The sequence below is a fragment of the Janthinobacterium sp. 67 genome (assembly GCF_002797895.1).
Classification (GTDB): Bacteria; Pseudomonadota; Gammaproteobacteria; order Burkholderiales; family Burkholderiaceae_D; genus Janthinobacterium.
In genome coordinates this window covers 5,533,075-5,547,025 of the sequence record NZ_PGES01000001.1, presented here as the reverse complement: position 1 = coordinate 5,547,025, position 13,951 = coordinate 5,533,075, and the positions used below count along the sequence as shown (strand labels likewise).

Annotated in this window: 14 protein-coding genes; 1 reads left to right on the top strand and 13 read right to left on the bottom strand. The window is 64.5% G+C overall.

Annotation, left to right across the window (positions count from 1 at the left end):
* Window positions 1-8 precede the first annotated feature (8 nt).
* From CLU90_RS24865 to CLU90_RS24805, 13 genes are all read right to left on the bottom strand, one after another.
* Window positions 9-944, bottom strand: a complete 936-nt coding sequence (locus tag CLU90_RS24865; RefSeq protein WP_198511351.1) for an ABC transporter substrate-binding protein — start codon at window positions 942-944, stop codon at window positions 9-11.
* Window positions 945-1,016: 72 nt separating this feature from the next.
* The gene (locus CLU90_RS24860; protein WP_092714916.1) at window positions 1,017-1,991 is read right to left on the bottom strand and encodes an ABC transporter permease; all 975 of its coding nucleotides are present in this window, start codon (window positions 1,989-1,991) and stop codon (window positions 1,017-1,019) included.
* Between the two features lie 20 nt (window positions 1,992-2,011).
* On the bottom strand, window positions 2,012-3,550 hold the full coding sequence (locus tag CLU90_RS24855) for a sugar ABC transporter ATP-binding protein (RefSeq protein WP_092714914.1): 1,539 nt from the start codon (window positions 3,548-3,550) through the stop codon (window positions 2,012-2,014).
* Between the two features lie 54 nt (window positions 3,551-3,604).
* Window positions 3,605-4,471 carry a fumarylacetoacetate hydrolase family protein gene (locus CLU90_RS24850; protein WP_092714912.1) on the bottom strand — a complete coding sequence of 289 codons (867 nt, stop codon included), beginning with the start codon at window positions 4,469-4,471 and terminating at the stop codon, window positions 3,605-3,607.
* Between the two features lie 188 nt (window positions 4,472-4,659).
* Window positions 4,660-5,415: an SDR family oxidoreductase gene (locus tag CLU90_RS24845; RefSeq protein WP_100429078.1), complete on the bottom strand. Its 756-nt coding sequence runs from the start codon at window positions 5,413-5,415 to the stop codon at window positions 4,660-4,662.
* A gap of 83 nt (window positions 5,416-5,498) precedes the next feature.
* On the bottom strand, window positions 5,499-5,828 hold the full coding sequence (locus CLU90_RS24840) for an L-rhamnose mutarotase (RefSeq protein WP_100429077.1): 330 nt from the start codon (window positions 5,826-5,828) through the stop codon (window positions 5,499-5,501).
* Window positions 5,829-5,928: 100 nt separating this feature from the next.
* The gene (locus CLU90_RS24835) at window positions 5,929-6,759 is read right to left on the bottom strand and encodes an amidohydrolase family protein (RefSeq protein ID WP_198511260.1); all 831 of its coding nucleotides are present in this window, start codon (window positions 6,757-6,759) and stop codon (window positions 5,929-5,931) included.
* Window positions 6,756-7,775 carry an aldo/keto reductase gene (locus CLU90_RS24830; protein ID WP_092714905.1) on the bottom strand — a complete coding sequence of 340 codons (1,020 nt, stop codon included), beginning with the start codon at window positions 7,773-7,775 and terminating at the stop codon, window positions 6,756-6,758. The genes CLU90_RS24835 and CLU90_RS24830 overlap by 4 nt, the downstream gene beginning before the upstream one ends.
* Before the next feature lie 11 nt (window positions 7,776-7,786).
* Entirely contained in the window at window positions 7,787-9,010 is a 1,224-nt protein-coding gene (locus tag CLU90_RS24825) for a UxaA family hydrolase (RefSeq protein WP_092714903.1), read from the bottom strand.
* Window positions 9,007-9,342: a UxaA family hydrolase gene (locus CLU90_RS24820; protein ID WP_092714901.1), complete on the bottom strand. Its 336-nt coding sequence runs from the start codon at window positions 9,340-9,342 to the stop codon at window positions 9,007-9,009. The genes CLU90_RS24825 and CLU90_RS24820 overlap by 4 nt, the downstream gene beginning before the upstream one ends.
* Before the next feature lie 25 nt (window positions 9,343-9,367).
* Window positions 9,368-10,285: a GntR family transcriptional regulator gene (locus CLU90_RS24815; RefSeq protein ID WP_092714899.1), complete on the bottom strand. Its 918-nt coding sequence runs from the start codon at window positions 10,283-10,285 to the stop codon at window positions 9,368-9,370.
* 114 nt (window positions 10,286-10,399) lie between these two features.
* Entirely contained in the window at window positions 10,400-11,536 is a 1,137-nt protein-coding gene (locus CLU90_RS24810) for a D-mannonate oxidoreductase (protein ID WP_092714897.1), read from the bottom strand.
* Between the two features lies 1 nt (window position 11,537).
* The gene (locus CLU90_RS24805; RefSeq protein ID WP_092715291.1) at window positions 11,538-12,548 is read right to left on the bottom strand and encodes a zinc-binding alcohol dehydrogenase family protein; all 1,011 of its coding nucleotides are present in this window, start codon (window positions 12,546-12,548) and stop codon (window positions 11,538-11,540) included.
* A gap of 339 nt (window positions 12,549-12,887) precedes the next feature.
* Here CLU90_RS24805 and CLU90_RS24800 point away from each other — a divergent pair, with 339 nt between their 5' ends.
* A complete protein-coding gene (locus CLU90_RS24800; RefSeq protein ID WP_092714894.1) occupies window positions 12,888-13,922 on the top strand; it encodes a MerR family transcriptional regulator in 1,035 nt (344 codons plus the stop codon).
* Window positions 13,923-13,951 lie beyond the last annotated feature (29 nt).

The following is a 13,951-nucleotide window of genomic DNA, read 5'->3' as shown; positions in this document are numbered from 1 at the left end:
TATGGAACTCAATACAAGACGTTCTTCGCTTCCGGCAGGTCGACATTGGCCTTGGTGACGATCACCACGCCCGTGTTGACGAACGGTGCGACCTTCTTGCCTTCGATCAGGCTGACGAGGGTTTTCACGCCCAGCGCGCCCATCGAGTACGAACCCTGCACGGCGGTCGCGTACAGGGTGCCGTCCTTGACGAAGTTTTTCAGGTCTTCATTGCCGTCGAAGCCCACGGCGATTACCTTGCCGGCCTTGCCCGCCTGCGCGATGGCGCGGCCCATGCCCACGGCCGTCGGCTCATTGGCGCCGAAGATGCCCTTCAAGTCAGGATTCGAGGCCAGCACGTCGGTCGTCTGGTTCAGCGCCGTGGCCATCTGCGACTGCGAGTAATACGTGCCGACGATCTGCAGCTGCGAGTTCTTTTCGATATAGCGCTTGAAGCCGCCCACCCTGCCCGTTTCGGAACCGGCGCCCGCCACGTACGACATCACGGCGATCTTGCCCGTCTTGCCGACTTGCGAAATAAGGGCCTTGGCGCTTTGCTCGCCGGCCGCTTCATTGTCGGTCGACAGGAAGGACTGGTAATAGCGCTTGCCGCTGTCGGCCACCAGCGAATCGATCAGCACGACGGGAATCTTCGCTTCCCACGCCTTCTTCAGGGCCGGCACCAGCGCGTCCGGGTCCGACGCGGCCAGCACGATGCCGGCCACCTTGCGCGTGACGGCGTTTTCCACCATGCTGACCTGGTCGGCGATGGCCGATTCCGAAGCCGGTCCCTGGAAGGTCAGGCTGTAGCCCTTGGCATCGGCCGCGCTGGCCGTGGCGCCCTTCTTGACGTTTTGCCAGTAGTTGGAATTGGTCGTCTTGACGATCACGGCGATCTCGCCCGGGGCGGCGAAGGCGGCGCTGGCGCTCAGGGCAAATGCTGCGGTCAACAGACCGAGAGACATGGCTTTGATGGTTTTCATTGTCGTCCTCATTTAATTATAGATTTATGGATGTGACTACTTTCAGCTGCTGCTTCAGGCGCGGTTGCGCTTCTGATCGATCCAGACGGTCAGCAAGATGACCAGTCCGATAATGATTTGCTGGATAAAGCTCGATACCCCGTTCATGTTCAAGCCATTGCGCAGGATGCCGATGACGAAGGAACCGATGACGGTGCCGGAAATGGTGCCGATGCCGCCGATCAGCGAGGCGCCGCCGATCACGGCGCTGGCGATCGCATCGAGTTCGTACATCACGCCCTCGTTCGGCTGCGCCGTCACCAGGCGCGACATCAGCACGCAGCCAGTCAGGCCCGACAAGGCGCCGGACAGGGTGTACACGAGCAGGGTCACGCGGCCCACCTTCACGCCGGACAGGCGCGCCGCTTCCGCATTCGAGCCGACGGCGTAGATATGCCGGCCAAAGGTGGTACGGCTGAGCATGATGGAGACGGCCACGGCGATCACCACCATCAGCACCACCGGATACGGAATGCCAGGGAAGACGACTTCGGGAAAGGTGCCGCCCGTGTCGCGCTCGATGCGCCACAGCACGCCGTTACCGAGTTCGCCGAACGATTCGCCCAGGCCGGAAATGGCGCGCGCGCCCGTCACCTGCAGCGCCAGGCCGCGCGCGATCAGCATCATGCCCAGGGTGGCGATGAACGGGGGCAGCTTCAGTTGCGTGATGCAGAAACCGTTGACGGCGCCGCACATGGCGCCCACCACGACACCGCCCAGCATGGCGGCCGGCACGGGTACGCCGCTTTTCACCAGCAGCGCGGCGGCCACGCCGGCCAGCGCCAGCACGGAGCCGGAACTCAAGTCGATGCCGCCCGTGATGATGACGCAGGTGGCGGCAATGCCCAGGTAGGCGATCGACGTCACTTGCAAGGCCACGCTCATGCCGTTGCTGACGGAGAAAAAGGCGTTGCTGGTCAGGGAAAACACGAGCAGCAACAGCGACAGGCTGCCCAGCGCGGCGAATTTTTGGATCAGTTCTTTATTCATTTTCTTGTGGCTTTCTGATGTTAATGCATTGCTGCCTGGCGGCCTGATGCGAGATGCATGATCTCTTCCTGCGACGACTCGCGCGTATTGACGATGCCGCTGATGCGCCCTTCGTGGAACACGGCCACCCGGTCCGTCATGCCCATGATCTCGGGCAGCTCGGACGTGATCAGCACCACGCCGATGCCTTCCGACGCGAGCTTGTCGAGCAGCTGATAGATGGCGAACTTGGCGCCCACGTCGATGCCGCGCGTGGGTTCGTCGAAGAATATGATTTTCGATTCGCGGTACAGCCATTTGCTGATGACGATCTTTTGCTGGTTGCCGCCCGAGAGATTGCGCGCGATCTGTTTCGAGGTCGGCGTCTTGATGCCCAGCGCCGCGATGTACTGCTTGGCCACCGCCTCTTCTTTCGCAAAGTCGATGAAGCCGAAGCGGTTGGCCAGCCCCGACACATTCGTCAAGGTCAGGTTGGCCGCCACCGACATGCGGATCGCCAGGCCATGGCTCTTGCGGTCTTCCGACAGGTAGGCGATGCCGTGGCCGATGGCGTCGATGGGACTGTCGATAGTGACCGCCACGTCGCCCAGGTGGATGGCGCCGCTCGTGAGCGGATCGGCGCCGAAGATGGCGCGCGCCACTTCCGTGCGCCCCGCACCCATCAGGCCGGAAAAGCCGAGGATTTCGCCACGCCGCAAATCAAAACTCAGCGGGCCGAAGACATCCTTGCGGTGCAAATCGGTCACGCGCAGCAGCACTTCAGCCGTCGGCATCGAGACGCGGTCGGGAAATTTTTCATCGAGGGTGCGGCCCACCATCTTCGCCACGATGGCGTCCAGGGTGGTGGCGGCAAAATCGTCGGTGCAGACGAATTTACCGTCGCGCAGCACCGTCACCCTGTCAATAATGTGCTGCATCTCCTCGAGCCGGTGCGAGATGTAAACCACGCTCACGCCGTTGCGCTTGAGTTCATTGATGATGTCGAACAGCTGGCCCGTCTCGCTTTCCGTCAGCGACGACGTGGGTTCGTCCATGATCAGCACTTCCGTATTGAGCGACAGCGCCTTGGCGATTTCCACCATCTGCTGCTGCGCGCAGGACAGGTTTTTCACCAGCTGGCGCGGGTCGATGCGCAGTTTTAACCGGTCCAGCAGCGCCTGCGCGTCGGCGCGCATTTTCTTGCGGTCGATGAAAATGCCGCGCACCGGTTCGCGCGCGAGAAAAATATTCTCCGCCACGCTCAGGTGCGGGATCAGGTTCAGTTCCTGATGGATGATGGCGATGCCGGCCGCCTCCGCATCCACGCTGCAGGAAAAACTGCACACCTTGCCCTTGTAGACCAGTTCTCCCTCATCGGCCTGGTACACGCCGCTCATCACCTTCATCAGGGTGGACTTGCCGGCGCCGTTTTCGCCGCACAGCGCATGCGCCTCGCCCTTGCGCAGGCTGAAACTGACGTTGTCCAGCGCCAGCACGCCGGGAAAGCGCTTGCTGACCTTGTTCAGCGCCAGTATCTCTTCGGATTGATTCATGGTGTGTCTCCTCCACTCCACTGCCATAGGCCGGCGTGCCGATGTCTGAGCATCTTGGCGGCGCGCCGGTCTGCTACTGTATTAACCGTCGATCAGTTCCGGATTCCACGCATGTACGGTCTGGCTCTGTTCACCAAGTCCGCTGATCCCCAGGCGCATGGTGTCGCCCGGCTTCAGGTACACGGCCGCCGGCTTCTGTCCCATGCCCACGCCCGGCGGCGTGCCGGTGCTGATGATGTCGCCCGGGTACAAGGTCATGAAGCGGCTGATGTAGCTGACCAGATTGGCCACGCCGAAGACCATGGTTCTGGTATTGCCATCCTGGACGCGCTTGCCATTCACTTCCAGCCACAGGCCCAGGTTTTGCGGGTCCGCCACTTCGTCGCTTGTGACCAGCCAGGGGCCGATCGGGCCGAAGGTATCGCAGCCCTTGCCCTTGTCCCACTGGCCGCCGCGTTCAAGCTGGTATTCGCGTTCGGACAAATCGTTCACCACGCAGTAGCCGGCCACGTGCGACAGCGCATCGGCTTCGCTCACATAGCGCGCGGTGGTGCCGATCACCACGCCCAGTTCCACTTCCCAGTCGCTTTTCTTCGAATCCCGCGGCATCACCACGGCATCGTTGGCGCCGATGATGGCGCTGGTCGCTTTCATGAACAGCACCGGTTCTGCCGGCACGGCCATGCCCGATTCGGCCGCATGGTCGGCATAGTTCAGGCCCACGCACAAAAACTTGCCCACGCCCTTCCACGGCGGCGCGATGCGGCCAGGGTTGGCCACCACCGGCAGGCTGGCGATATCGAGGGCGGCCAGGGTCGCCAAACCATCCTTGCCCAGGGTCGCGCCCGTGATATCGGTCAGCACGCCGGACAGGTCGCGCACGGCGCCGTCGGCATCGATCAGTGCAGGTTTTTCAGCGCCCTTGGCGCCATAACGCATCAGTTTCATGATTAAACTTTCAAGTAAATATCAAACAACATAAAAAGTTCGGTAGCAATCAGGCCCGCACTTTCACGACACCCGACAAAACCGTAGCGAGCGGAAGGGAGATGTGGCCGAGAAGCGCAGCTGTACGAATGCACAGTGAGCATCGCAAGCCGCATATCGCGACGCGCAGTAGGTTTGGTCGGGTGTCCTTAGTTAGACCAGCCACCGTCGATGACGTGAGTCATGCCGGTCGTGAAAGCGGATTCATCGGAGGCCAGGTAGACGGCCAGCGCGGCGATTTCCTCTGCCCTGCCCACTCTGCCCATTGGCTGGCGTGCCACGAAGGCGGCTTGCACTTCATCGATGCTCACACCCGTCGCTGCCGCCTGGGCGGCAATGCGTTCCTTCAGCGAAGGCGACTCGATGGTGCCGGGACAGATCGCATTGCAGCGGATGCCGCGCGTGACGAAGTCCGCCGCTACCGACTTGGTCATGCCCACCACGGCCGCCTTCGAGGTGCCGTAGATAAAGCGGTTCGGCGCGCCCTTCACGCTCGACGCCACGGACGACATGTTGACGATGGAGCCGCCGCCCCTGGCCACCATGCCGGGCAGCACGGCGCGCATCAAGCGGTACATGGAGCGCGCGTTGATATCGAAGGAACGGTCCCAGGCCGCATCGTCGCAGTCGAGGATGGTGCCGCCGTCGACAAAGCCGGCGCAATTGAACAGGATATCGACGGGGCCGATCTCGTCGGCCAGCGCGGTGATGGCCGCGCCATCGGTCACGTCGAGCCGGCGGATGGCGCAACCCGTCGCTTCCTTCAACGCGTCGAGCTGGGCCTGGTTGATATCGGTGGCGATCACGGTGGCGCCTTCGCGCACGAACGCTTCGGCCGTGGCCCGGCCGATGCCCTGGCCGGCGGCGGTGAGCAGGGCGATTTTGCCTTGTAGTCTGGCGGTCATGTTGTCTCCTTTTATTTGTTAACCCAACACCTGGCAATTCCGGGGTCGGACCCTGAGGGTCCGACCCCGGCCTTTTTTGGAGTCTACGTCATATGAAAAACCTGCTCCATCATCGCCCAGTGCTCGCCCTCGGCGCGCGAGGCCAGCGGCTCCTGGCACGGCGCGCAAAAGGTCCACCAGCGCTGCGTTTCCGGATCGGCGGCAACGGCCGCCATGTCGGCTGCAAAATCCTCGCCGTGGTATTCCCAGTAGCCGAACAGCAGGTTTTCCGGCTCGCGCAGGAAGATCGAATAATTGCGGACGTGCGCGGCAGCCAGTCTGGCCAGCACCTGCGGCCAGACGGCGGCGTGCAGGTTTTTGTATTCAGCGATGCGCTCCGGCGCGATGCCGATGACCATGCCCATTCTTTGCATTGCGACTCCTTTTTGCTGGCTAACGCCAACCTGCCAATACCGTTGACGATGACCGTAGGTCGGCTTAGCCGGAACGGCGTAAGCCGACACGCCCGCCACCTCATTCAAAACCATAAAACCGGCACGCATTGCGTCCGAAAATATCGTCCCTGCCCTCTTGTCCCAGGTGCGCCAGCAGCGCCTCGCTGGCGGCCAGCCACGCCGCATAGCCGCCGGCCAGGTCGACCACAGGCCAGTCGCTGCCCCATATCACGCGCCGGGGGCCAAACACGTCCAGCACATGCGCGGCATAAGGGCGCAGGTCGTCCACGGTCCAGCCGGGCCGCGCCTCCGTCACCAGCCCGGACAGCTTGCAGTGCACGTTCGGGAGCGCGGCCAGCAGCGCCATGTCTTCGCGCCACGCGCCGAAGCCGGCATCGGCGATCGGCGGCTTGGCCGCATGGTCGATCACGATGGCCAGTTGCGGATAAGCGCGCGCGCAATGCAGCAGCGCGGGCAAGTGGCGCGGCAGCACCAGTGCGTCCAGCCGCAAGCCGTGTTCCACCATGGCAGCCAGGGCCGGCGCCAGCGCGGGATTGGCGATCCACTGATCGTCATCGATATCCTGCAGCATGGGCCGCAAGCCCTTGAGCTTGGGCTGCGACGCCAGACGGGCGATGGTGGCCGGCGCATCGAAAGCCAGCAGCTCCGTCCAGCCCACGACGGCGCGGATAAAGCTGCTTTGTTCGGAGAGCGCCAGCAGGTAATCGGTATCGGCAGACGACGGCAGCGACTGCACCAGCACCGTACCGTCGATGCCGTGCGCGGCCAGCAAGGGCGCCAGGTCGGCGGGCGCAAAATCGCGGTGGATGGCGGCCAAGGATGGCGGCGGCCAGCTGCCGGCACGCGCGGCCAGTTGCCAGAAATGCTGGTGGGCGTCGATGCGCATCATGCGGCCACTCCCGCAGGCAGCGGCGCGCGCGCATCGAGCAAGTCCGCGTCCCGCAGCGCCAGCCACAGGGCGTCGGGCAGCGGCGTGGCGAACCAATCCAGGTTTTGCCGCAGCTGCGCCAGGTCCTGGCCGCCCGGGATGCAGGAAGCGACGGCCGGATGGGCGAGCGGAAACTGCAGTGCCGCCGCCTGCAGCGGCACGCCGAATTCACGGCAGACGGCGTCCAGGCGCGCCACGCGCTTGAGTATGGCGGCCGGCGCATCGGCGTAATTGAATTTGCCGTTCCCGGCCAGCACGCCCGAGTTGAACGGGCCGCCGATCACGATGGCGTTGCCGCGTTCGACGCAGGCGTCCAGCAATGGCGACAGCGAGGCCTGTTCCAGCAAGGTGTAGCGGCCGGCCAGCAAGGTGCAATCGAGGTCGAATTCCACCATCGCGCGCAGCACGATCTCGCATTCGTTGACACCGAGGCCCACGGCCTTCACCTGGCCGCTGGCGCGCAGTTCATCGAGGGCGCGAAAACCGCCACCGGCCGTCAGCTGGCGCCAGTAGTGCTGATCGTGTTCGCCATGCGTGGCCTTGCCGATATCGTGCACGAACAGAATGTCGATGCGGTCGAGCCCCAAGCGCTGCAGGCTGTCCTCGTGCGACCGCAGCACGCCGTCATACGTGTAGTCGTAATGGGGACGGAACGGCAGCGGCGCGGCAAAGCCGTCGTCGCCGGGACGCACGGAGGCGTCGGGCCGCATCAGCCGTCCCACCTTGGTGCTGATCACAAATTCATGGCGGGGCCGCTCGCGCAGCGCCGCACCGAGACGGCGTTCGGACTGGGTATAGCCGTAGAATGGCGCCGTGTCGAAGAAGCGCACGCCCGCGTCCCAGGCGCCATCCAAGGTGGCGCGCGCCTGCGCGTCGCTGACGGGCTGGTACAAGCCGCCTACCGGCGCGCAGCCCATGCCGATGCAGGGCAGCGACAGGCCGCCGCGTGGCAGGGTACGCAATTGTGTGACGTCCATGAATGCGGCCCTCACGCGGCGCGCAATGGGAAGCAGCCTGGCCCCACCGCGTCGAATTGTTTATAGGTGAGCACGAATTCCTGGTGGCCCAGGTCTTCCGAGCGGCTCAGTTCTCCATTGGCGACGTTCAGCACGGCGGCGACGATCTCCGCGCCCACTTCTTCCAGGCTGGCTTCGCCCGTGAGGATCTTGCCCGCGTTGATATCCATGTCGTCGGCCAGGCGCTCGAAGGTTTGCGGATTGGCGCACACCTTGATGACGGGCGAGATCGCCGAACCGACCACCGATCCGCGGCCCGTGGTAAACAAGGTGATGTGGGCGCCGCAGGAAATGAGTTCGACGATTTCCGCGTTGTCCGACACGTTCGGGAAACCGAAGCGCGGCTCGCCGTCCGGCACCACGTCGAGCAGGTACAGGCCGCCGCCGGCCGGCTGGTCGCCCGGTTTCAGAATGCCGACGATGGGCGAGGAACCGCTCTTGGCGTAGGCGCCCAGCGACTTTTCTTCCTGCGTGGTCAGGCCGCCATCGGCGTTCCCCGGCGAGAAGCTGCCATGGCCCATGATGGTGTAGTAGCGGGCGGCCTTGGCCACGGTTTCGACGATGGCATTGCCCAGGTCCGGACTGATGGCGCGCCGCTGCATGTGGTATTCGCAGCCCACCAGCTCGCCCGTCTCTTCGAAGATGCAGGGGCTGCCGGCCGCGATCAGGGTGTCGAACGCCACGCCGACGGCCGGGTTGGCGCTGATGCCGCTGGTGCTGTCGGAGCCGCCGCAGATGGTGGCGACGACCAGCTCATCGATGCCCATCGGCACGCGCTCCTGCCGCGCCAGGTGTTCCAGCGCCCAGCCGATCCACTCGACGCCGCTGCTCACGCTGGGGCGCGTGCCGCTGTTTTCCTGGATCGTGATCGTGTGCACGGGGCGGTCGCTGTCGGTCACGGCGCTGGAGAGGCCGTACTTGTTGAAGCCTTCGCAGCCCAGGGACACCAGCAGCACGGCCCCCACGTTCGGGTGCGTGAGCAAACGGCGCATCACCTGGTCCGCGTATTCGTTGGGGAAGCAGCCCGTAAAGCCGATCAGGTGCACGGGCTGGCCGGGAAAGGCGTTGACCATCAGGCGCGCCACGTGGTGCGCGCATTCGACCATATAGGCCACCACCACGATATTGCGGATGCCCTTGCGGCCATCGGCGCGCAGGTAGCCCGACAGGGCGGGTGTCGTCGTTGGAGCGTTCATGCTTGGTCGTCCTTGTCCAGGAAATGGTGGCCGTCCTGGCCCAGGGTAAACGTGGGGATGTAATCGCTTGCCAGGTTGTGCGTATGGATATGTTCGCCGATGGCGACGGGGGCCGTGATGCTGCCGATCAGGGCGCCGTAGCGCAGCACCTTGTCGCCCACGGCCAGCGCGCGGCGCGCCACCTTGTGGCCGATGTGGATGTTTTGCACCAGGGTGACGGGCAGGCCGTCGATGGCGACGACCTCGCCGCAGGCCAGGGCTGTCCTGGCGATCAGGCAGTTATCCTCGGGCGACATCAGGAGCAGGCTGCTAGGCCGGGAAGCGAGGCTCATGGCGCACCCTCCCCGGCAAAAACGGCTAGGCGCCCGGCTGGCTCAGTTTTTCCCGCGTGCCGATCGACGACAGCATGGTGCTGCGCGATGAATCGAGGTGCGAGCGCATGGCCTCGAGCGCCTTCGGCACGTCGTGCTCGGCCAGCGCGCGCAGGATCGCCAGATGCTCCTGCACCGCGTACTGGTTGCGGCCCTTTTCCTCGCCCTTGTCCCACTGGTAGTGATAGTGAAACACGAACGAGACGATATCGTAGAAGCCCTGCGCGAAGCGGTTGTTCAAGAGGCCGATCAGGAAGGTGTGGAACTCGCGGTCCAGCGCCGGAAACGCATTGTGGCGTGTGTCTATCCTGGCCGCCAGCTTCTCGTGCTGCTTGATCAGCCGCGCCAGTTCCGCATACGCCGGATCGCCATGCGGCAGGTGCGCAAACTGCTCCACGGCCGCCATCTCGAACATGCGCCGCATGTCCGCCAGTTCGGTGGCAAACGAGCGGTCGAACGCGCACAGGCGCCAGCCGCCGCGCGGCTTCTTTTCGATCAGGCCGAAGCGCGAAAAACCGATCAGGAATTCGCGCACGCTGACGGTACTGGCGCCCGCCTCGCGCGCCAGCTCCGCCTCCGAAAACTCCGCGCCCGGTGGCATGTCGCGCTGGTACACGCGCTCCATCAGCACCTGCTGGATGCGCTCCGCCCCCGACTGCAATTCGGAGATATCGAAGTAGTCGCCCGGTATGGGTTTGCGCAGCAAACGCCGGTCCGCCGGGCTGGCGATCAGACGCCGCGTCGACAGATACGCGATCGCGCTGCGGATGGCCGTGCGGCTGCCCTGGCAGATCGTGGTCAGGAACTGCTCCGTCGGCAGCATCTCGCCCACTGCGACATTCTCGGCGAGAAATTGCAACAGCAGGTTGGTACTGCGCTTGAAGACGGTGGCGGGTTTGGACATGGATGAATGAACGCGCTATGCCAGCGAAAGGGAAAGTGGATGAGTGGGCCATTTTAGTCGATATCGGATTGGATCGGCATGCCAGAAAAGAAACAACAGCGGTGACGGGGGCGTTCATGGCTGCGCTCCCGGCGCCAGCATGGCGCGCAGGCGAGGCTGCGCCAGGGCGGGACACAGCTGCCGCGCCAGCGCCGCCACGGGCGCCATGCGCCGCTCAATCTTGCCAGCGTGGTGCTGCGCGATGTCGGCCAGGCGGTGCGCGAGGAAGGGATTGCCGAAGCGTTCCCTGACCTGCGCCACATAGGCCAGCGCCGCGTCGCCGTGCCGCGTGCCCATGGCCGCAAACACGGGCAGCACTTCCTCGTGCCACAGGGCTTCCAGCGCGGCGCGCATGGCGCCATCGTCCATCGCCTCGCGCACCGTCATGCCGGCCGGGCTGCCCCGTTCCATCCACAGCTGCGCCAGATAGGTGTGACCCAGGTTAAGCAGGAACAGCTTGCGCTGTTCATACTCGCGCAGATTGCCCGTCACCACCAGTTGCGGATGGCGGCACGGCAGCAGCATGCCTTCCTGCGCCTCGATGGCCCACAGCGCATAGGGTTCGGCCACCGCGCCTATCGGTTCGATCGCTTCGGAAACGATGCGGTCGACGAGGGAATTGATCCACAGGCAGCCCGTTTGCAGGTAGGCGATGAACACGGCATCGCAGCGCCACTGCCGCGCCAGGGTCACGGCCACCTGGCGCAGTACATGACCGTTGTCGGCCACCAGTTCGCACGGAAAAATCGAGATGGGCGCGGCGCCGGCCAGGAAGCGGCCGTGCAGCAGCACCAGCAGCTTGGCGGGAAAGCTGGCGGGAACGGTCGCGCCATCGAGCATGCCGGCGTGGTCGGCGTCATCGAGCTGGTAGCCCGTGTCGCCCGTGTTCGAGACGATCACGCGCGCGGCCACGGCCGCATCGCGCACCTGCCGCCAGTCGCTGCCGGCCTGCCACGCCTGCGTGACGGCGTCGGCGCGGCGCACCTCGTCGACTTGGGCGCCGTCGTGCCAGCCGCGGATGCGCACGGGGTAGCCGCCGGCCTGGCGAAACGCCGCCACCCGCGCCGCGCCCTGCGCGCTGCCGGTCGTCTGCACGATGGTGATATGGCCCAGCGCCTCGCCTGTCTTGGCCGCTTCGCTGACGAACAGGTCGGCGTGCGCCTGCAGGAAGCGGCTGGTGCCAAACTGCAGGATGGGGTTGAGATCGCTCATCTCAGACCTCGACGATGGCCTTGATGACGCCAGCTTCTGGCTGCATCCAGCGATCGAGCACGCCCGTAAATTCGTCGAGCGTGGTGCGGTGGGTATTGAGCAGCGCGGTGGGGACTTTGCCCGCCTTCATGGCCGCCACCACTTCCTCGAAATCGTCGACGGTGGCGTTGCGGCTGCCCAGCAGGGTCGTTTCGCGCTTGTGGAATTCAGGGTCGGAAAAGGACAGGCGGTCGCGCACGATGGACACCAGTACATAGGAGCCGCCGTGGGCGACAAAGTCCAGGCCCCGCTCCATGGCGGCGATATTGCCGGTGGCGTCAAACACCACGTCGAAGAATTCGCCGCCGGTGGCGTCCGACAGCTGCTCCTTGTCGCCGTCGCCCAGCTGCACCGTGCGGGTGATACCGAGCGCGTCGCGGCAGAACTGCAAACGGTCGGCGCGGCCGTCGAGCACCGTCACGTCGGCGCCTTTCAAGGACGCGAACAGCATCACGGCCATGCCGATCGGGCCGGCGCCCACCACCAGCACGCGCTTGCCGGCATCGACCGCGCCGCGCTTGACGGCATGCGCGCCGATGGCCAGGAATTCAATCATGGCCGCGTCGTCGAGCGAAATGCCTTCCGTCTTGAAGACGAAGCGCTCGGGCAGCGCCAGGTATTCCGTCATGCCGCCGTCGCGGTGCACGCCCAGCACTTCGATGCGGGTGCAGCAATTGGTCTTGCCCTGGCGGCAGGCCACGCAAGTACCGCACGACAGGTAGGGCATCACGTAAACCTGGTCGCCCGCGGCCAGGCGCGAGCCGGCTGGCGCGCTGTGGATATGGCCGGACAGTTCATGGCCCATCACGCGCGGATAGCTGAGGAAAGGCTGGGTGCCGCGGAAGATATGCATGTCGGTGCCGCAGATGCCGACGCGGCGTATGCGCAGCAGCACTTCGCCCTCGGCGGGCACGGGCACGGCGCGCTGCTCCATGCGCAAACTGCCGGGCGTATCGCAAACGATACTTTTCATCATGGTCGTCTCTCTCGCCGCCCGGGTCTTGCCGGTGGCATATTATATTTAACGTACAAACCAACTGTGAAAAAAATCCGTCTGCGCGGATTATCTTTCCAGCCCTGCCTACGGCGCGTCTTGCTGCGCCGCACAACGTTTTTTTCGTTATTCCATGTGGCTCGAACGCGCCGCTCATGCTGCAGTCGTCGTTCGGTTTTATAAATATACCGTACAAAAAAATGAAGGTCAACGGATTCTTTTTACGGTTTTTTCGGCTCCTCTGCTACATTCCTGCTTGACCCTGACCTTACGTCAGGCGCGATCGTGGCGACACGCACTGAAGACAAGGAGAAGACGATGCTGTTGAAAATCGGGGAACTGGCCAGGCTTACGGGCCTGACCATCCGCACCCTGCACCACTACGACAGCATCGGCCTGCTCTCGCCTTCGGCGCGCACGCAAGCTGGCTACCGCCTGTACCAGCACGGCGACATGGACCGGCTGCACCGGATCATGGCGCTGCGCAAGTTCGGACTGTCGCTGGCCGATATCGCCAACGCCCTCGCCGGCCCGGACCTGCCGCTCTCCTCCATCGTGGCGCGGCAGATCGCCATGCTGGAGCGCCAGATCGCGCAGGCGTCCACCTTGCGCGAACGCCTGCGCACCCTGCAAACGCAGCTGACGCAGGGGCAGGCGCCGGAACTGGCCGAGTGGCTCACCACTATGGAGTTGATGACCATGTACGACAAATACTTTAGTCACGAAGAACTGCAACAACTGCCGCTGCTGTCCGATGCGGCCGTGGAACAGGAATGGAAAGCGCTGGTAATGAGAGTGCGCGCCGCCAAGGACGCGGGCGCGGGCCCCGGCGATGCGCCAGCGCAGGCGCTGGCCACGGAATGGATGGTCAAGCTGGTGCGCGACACGGGGGCCCACCCTGGCCTGTTCGCGCGCCTGAACGACATGCATGCGCAGGAACCATCGATGCAGGCGACGACCAGCATCGATGCGGACCTGATGCAGTTCATCCTCGCCGCCTTCAACGCCTCGCGCATGGCGCTGTACAAACCTTTCCTCGATGAGCAGGAATACGCGCATCTGGTGGCCAACTACGGCAAGCGTTCGGGCGAGTGGCCGGCCCTGATCGCCGCCGTGCGCGCCGCCATCGATGCGCGCACGCCGCCCACCGATCCGGCCGTGCTGCAACTGGCGCGGCAGTGGCTGGAACTGTTCCGCTCCTACGCGGGCACGGACCCGGCCACGCAGCTGAAATTCCGCCAGGCGCACCAGCAGGAACCGCGTCTGATGGAAGGCAGCTTCGTCGACGCGGCCATGCTGCAATACCTGGGCGCGGCGATGGCTGTCGTGGCGCAGGAGCGTCCCGGCGCATAGCTTCAGGTGTGGCATCTCGTGGGCGCGGC

Excerpts from the sequence above, each read along its gene's own strand:
- CLU90_RS24860 (WP_092714916.1), bottom strand. The coding sequence starts at position 1,991 with ATGAATAAAGAACTGATCCAAAAATTCGCCGCGCTGGGCAGCCTGTCG.
- CLU90_RS24810 (WP_092714897.1), bottom strand. The coding sequence starts at position 11,536 with ATGAGCGATCTCAACCCCATCCTGCAGTTTGGCACCAGCCGCTTCCTG.
- CLU90_RS24840 (WP_100429077.1), bottom strand. The coding sequence starts at position 5,828 with ATGCAAAGAATGGGCATGGTCATCGGCATCGCGCCGGAGCGCATCGCT.
- CLU90_RS24830 (WP_092714905.1), bottom strand. The coding sequence starts at position 7,775 with ATGGACGTCACACAATTGCGTACCCTGCCACGCGGCGGCCTGTCGCTG.
- CLU90_RS24835 (WP_198511260.1), bottom strand. The coding sequence starts at position 6,759 with ATGATGCGCATCGACGCCCACCAGCATTTCTGGCAACTGGCCGCGCGT.
- CLU90_RS24800 (WP_092714894.1), top strand. The coding sequence starts at position 12,888 with ATGCTGTTGAAAATCGGGGAACTGGCCAGGCTTACGGGCCTGACCATC.
- CLU90_RS24825 (WP_092714903.1), bottom strand. The coding sequence starts at position 9,010 with ATGAACGCTCCAACGACGACACCCGCCCTGTCGGGCTACCTGCGCGCC.
- CLU90_RS24815 (WP_092714899.1), bottom strand. The coding sequence starts at position 10,285 with ATGTCCAAACCCGCCACCGTCTTCAAGCGCAGTACCAACCTGCTGTTG.
- CLU90_RS24855 (WP_092714914.1), bottom strand. The coding sequence starts at position 3,550 with ATGGCAGTGGAGTGGAGGAGACACACCATGAATCAATCCGAAGAGATA.
- CLU90_RS24845 (WP_100429078.1), bottom strand. The coding sequence starts at position 5,415 with ATGACCGCCAGACTACAAGGCAAAATCGCCCTGCTCACCGCCGCCGGC.
- CLU90_RS24865 (WP_198511351.1), bottom strand. The coding sequence starts at position 944 with ATGTCTCTCGGTCTGTTGACCGCAGCATTTGCCCTGAGCGCCAGCGCC.
- CLU90_RS24850 (WP_092714912.1), bottom strand. The coding sequence starts at position 4,471 with ATGAAACTGATGCGTTATGGCGCCAAGGGCGCTGAAAAACCTGCACTG.
- CLU90_RS24820 (WP_092714901.1), bottom strand. The coding sequence starts at position 9,342 with ATGAGCCTCGCTTCCCGGCCTAGCAGCCTGCTCCTGATGTCGCCCGAG.
- CLU90_RS24805 (WP_092715291.1), bottom strand. The coding sequence starts at position 12,548 with ATGAAAAGTATCGTTTGCGATACGCCCGGCAGTTTGCGCATGGAGCAG.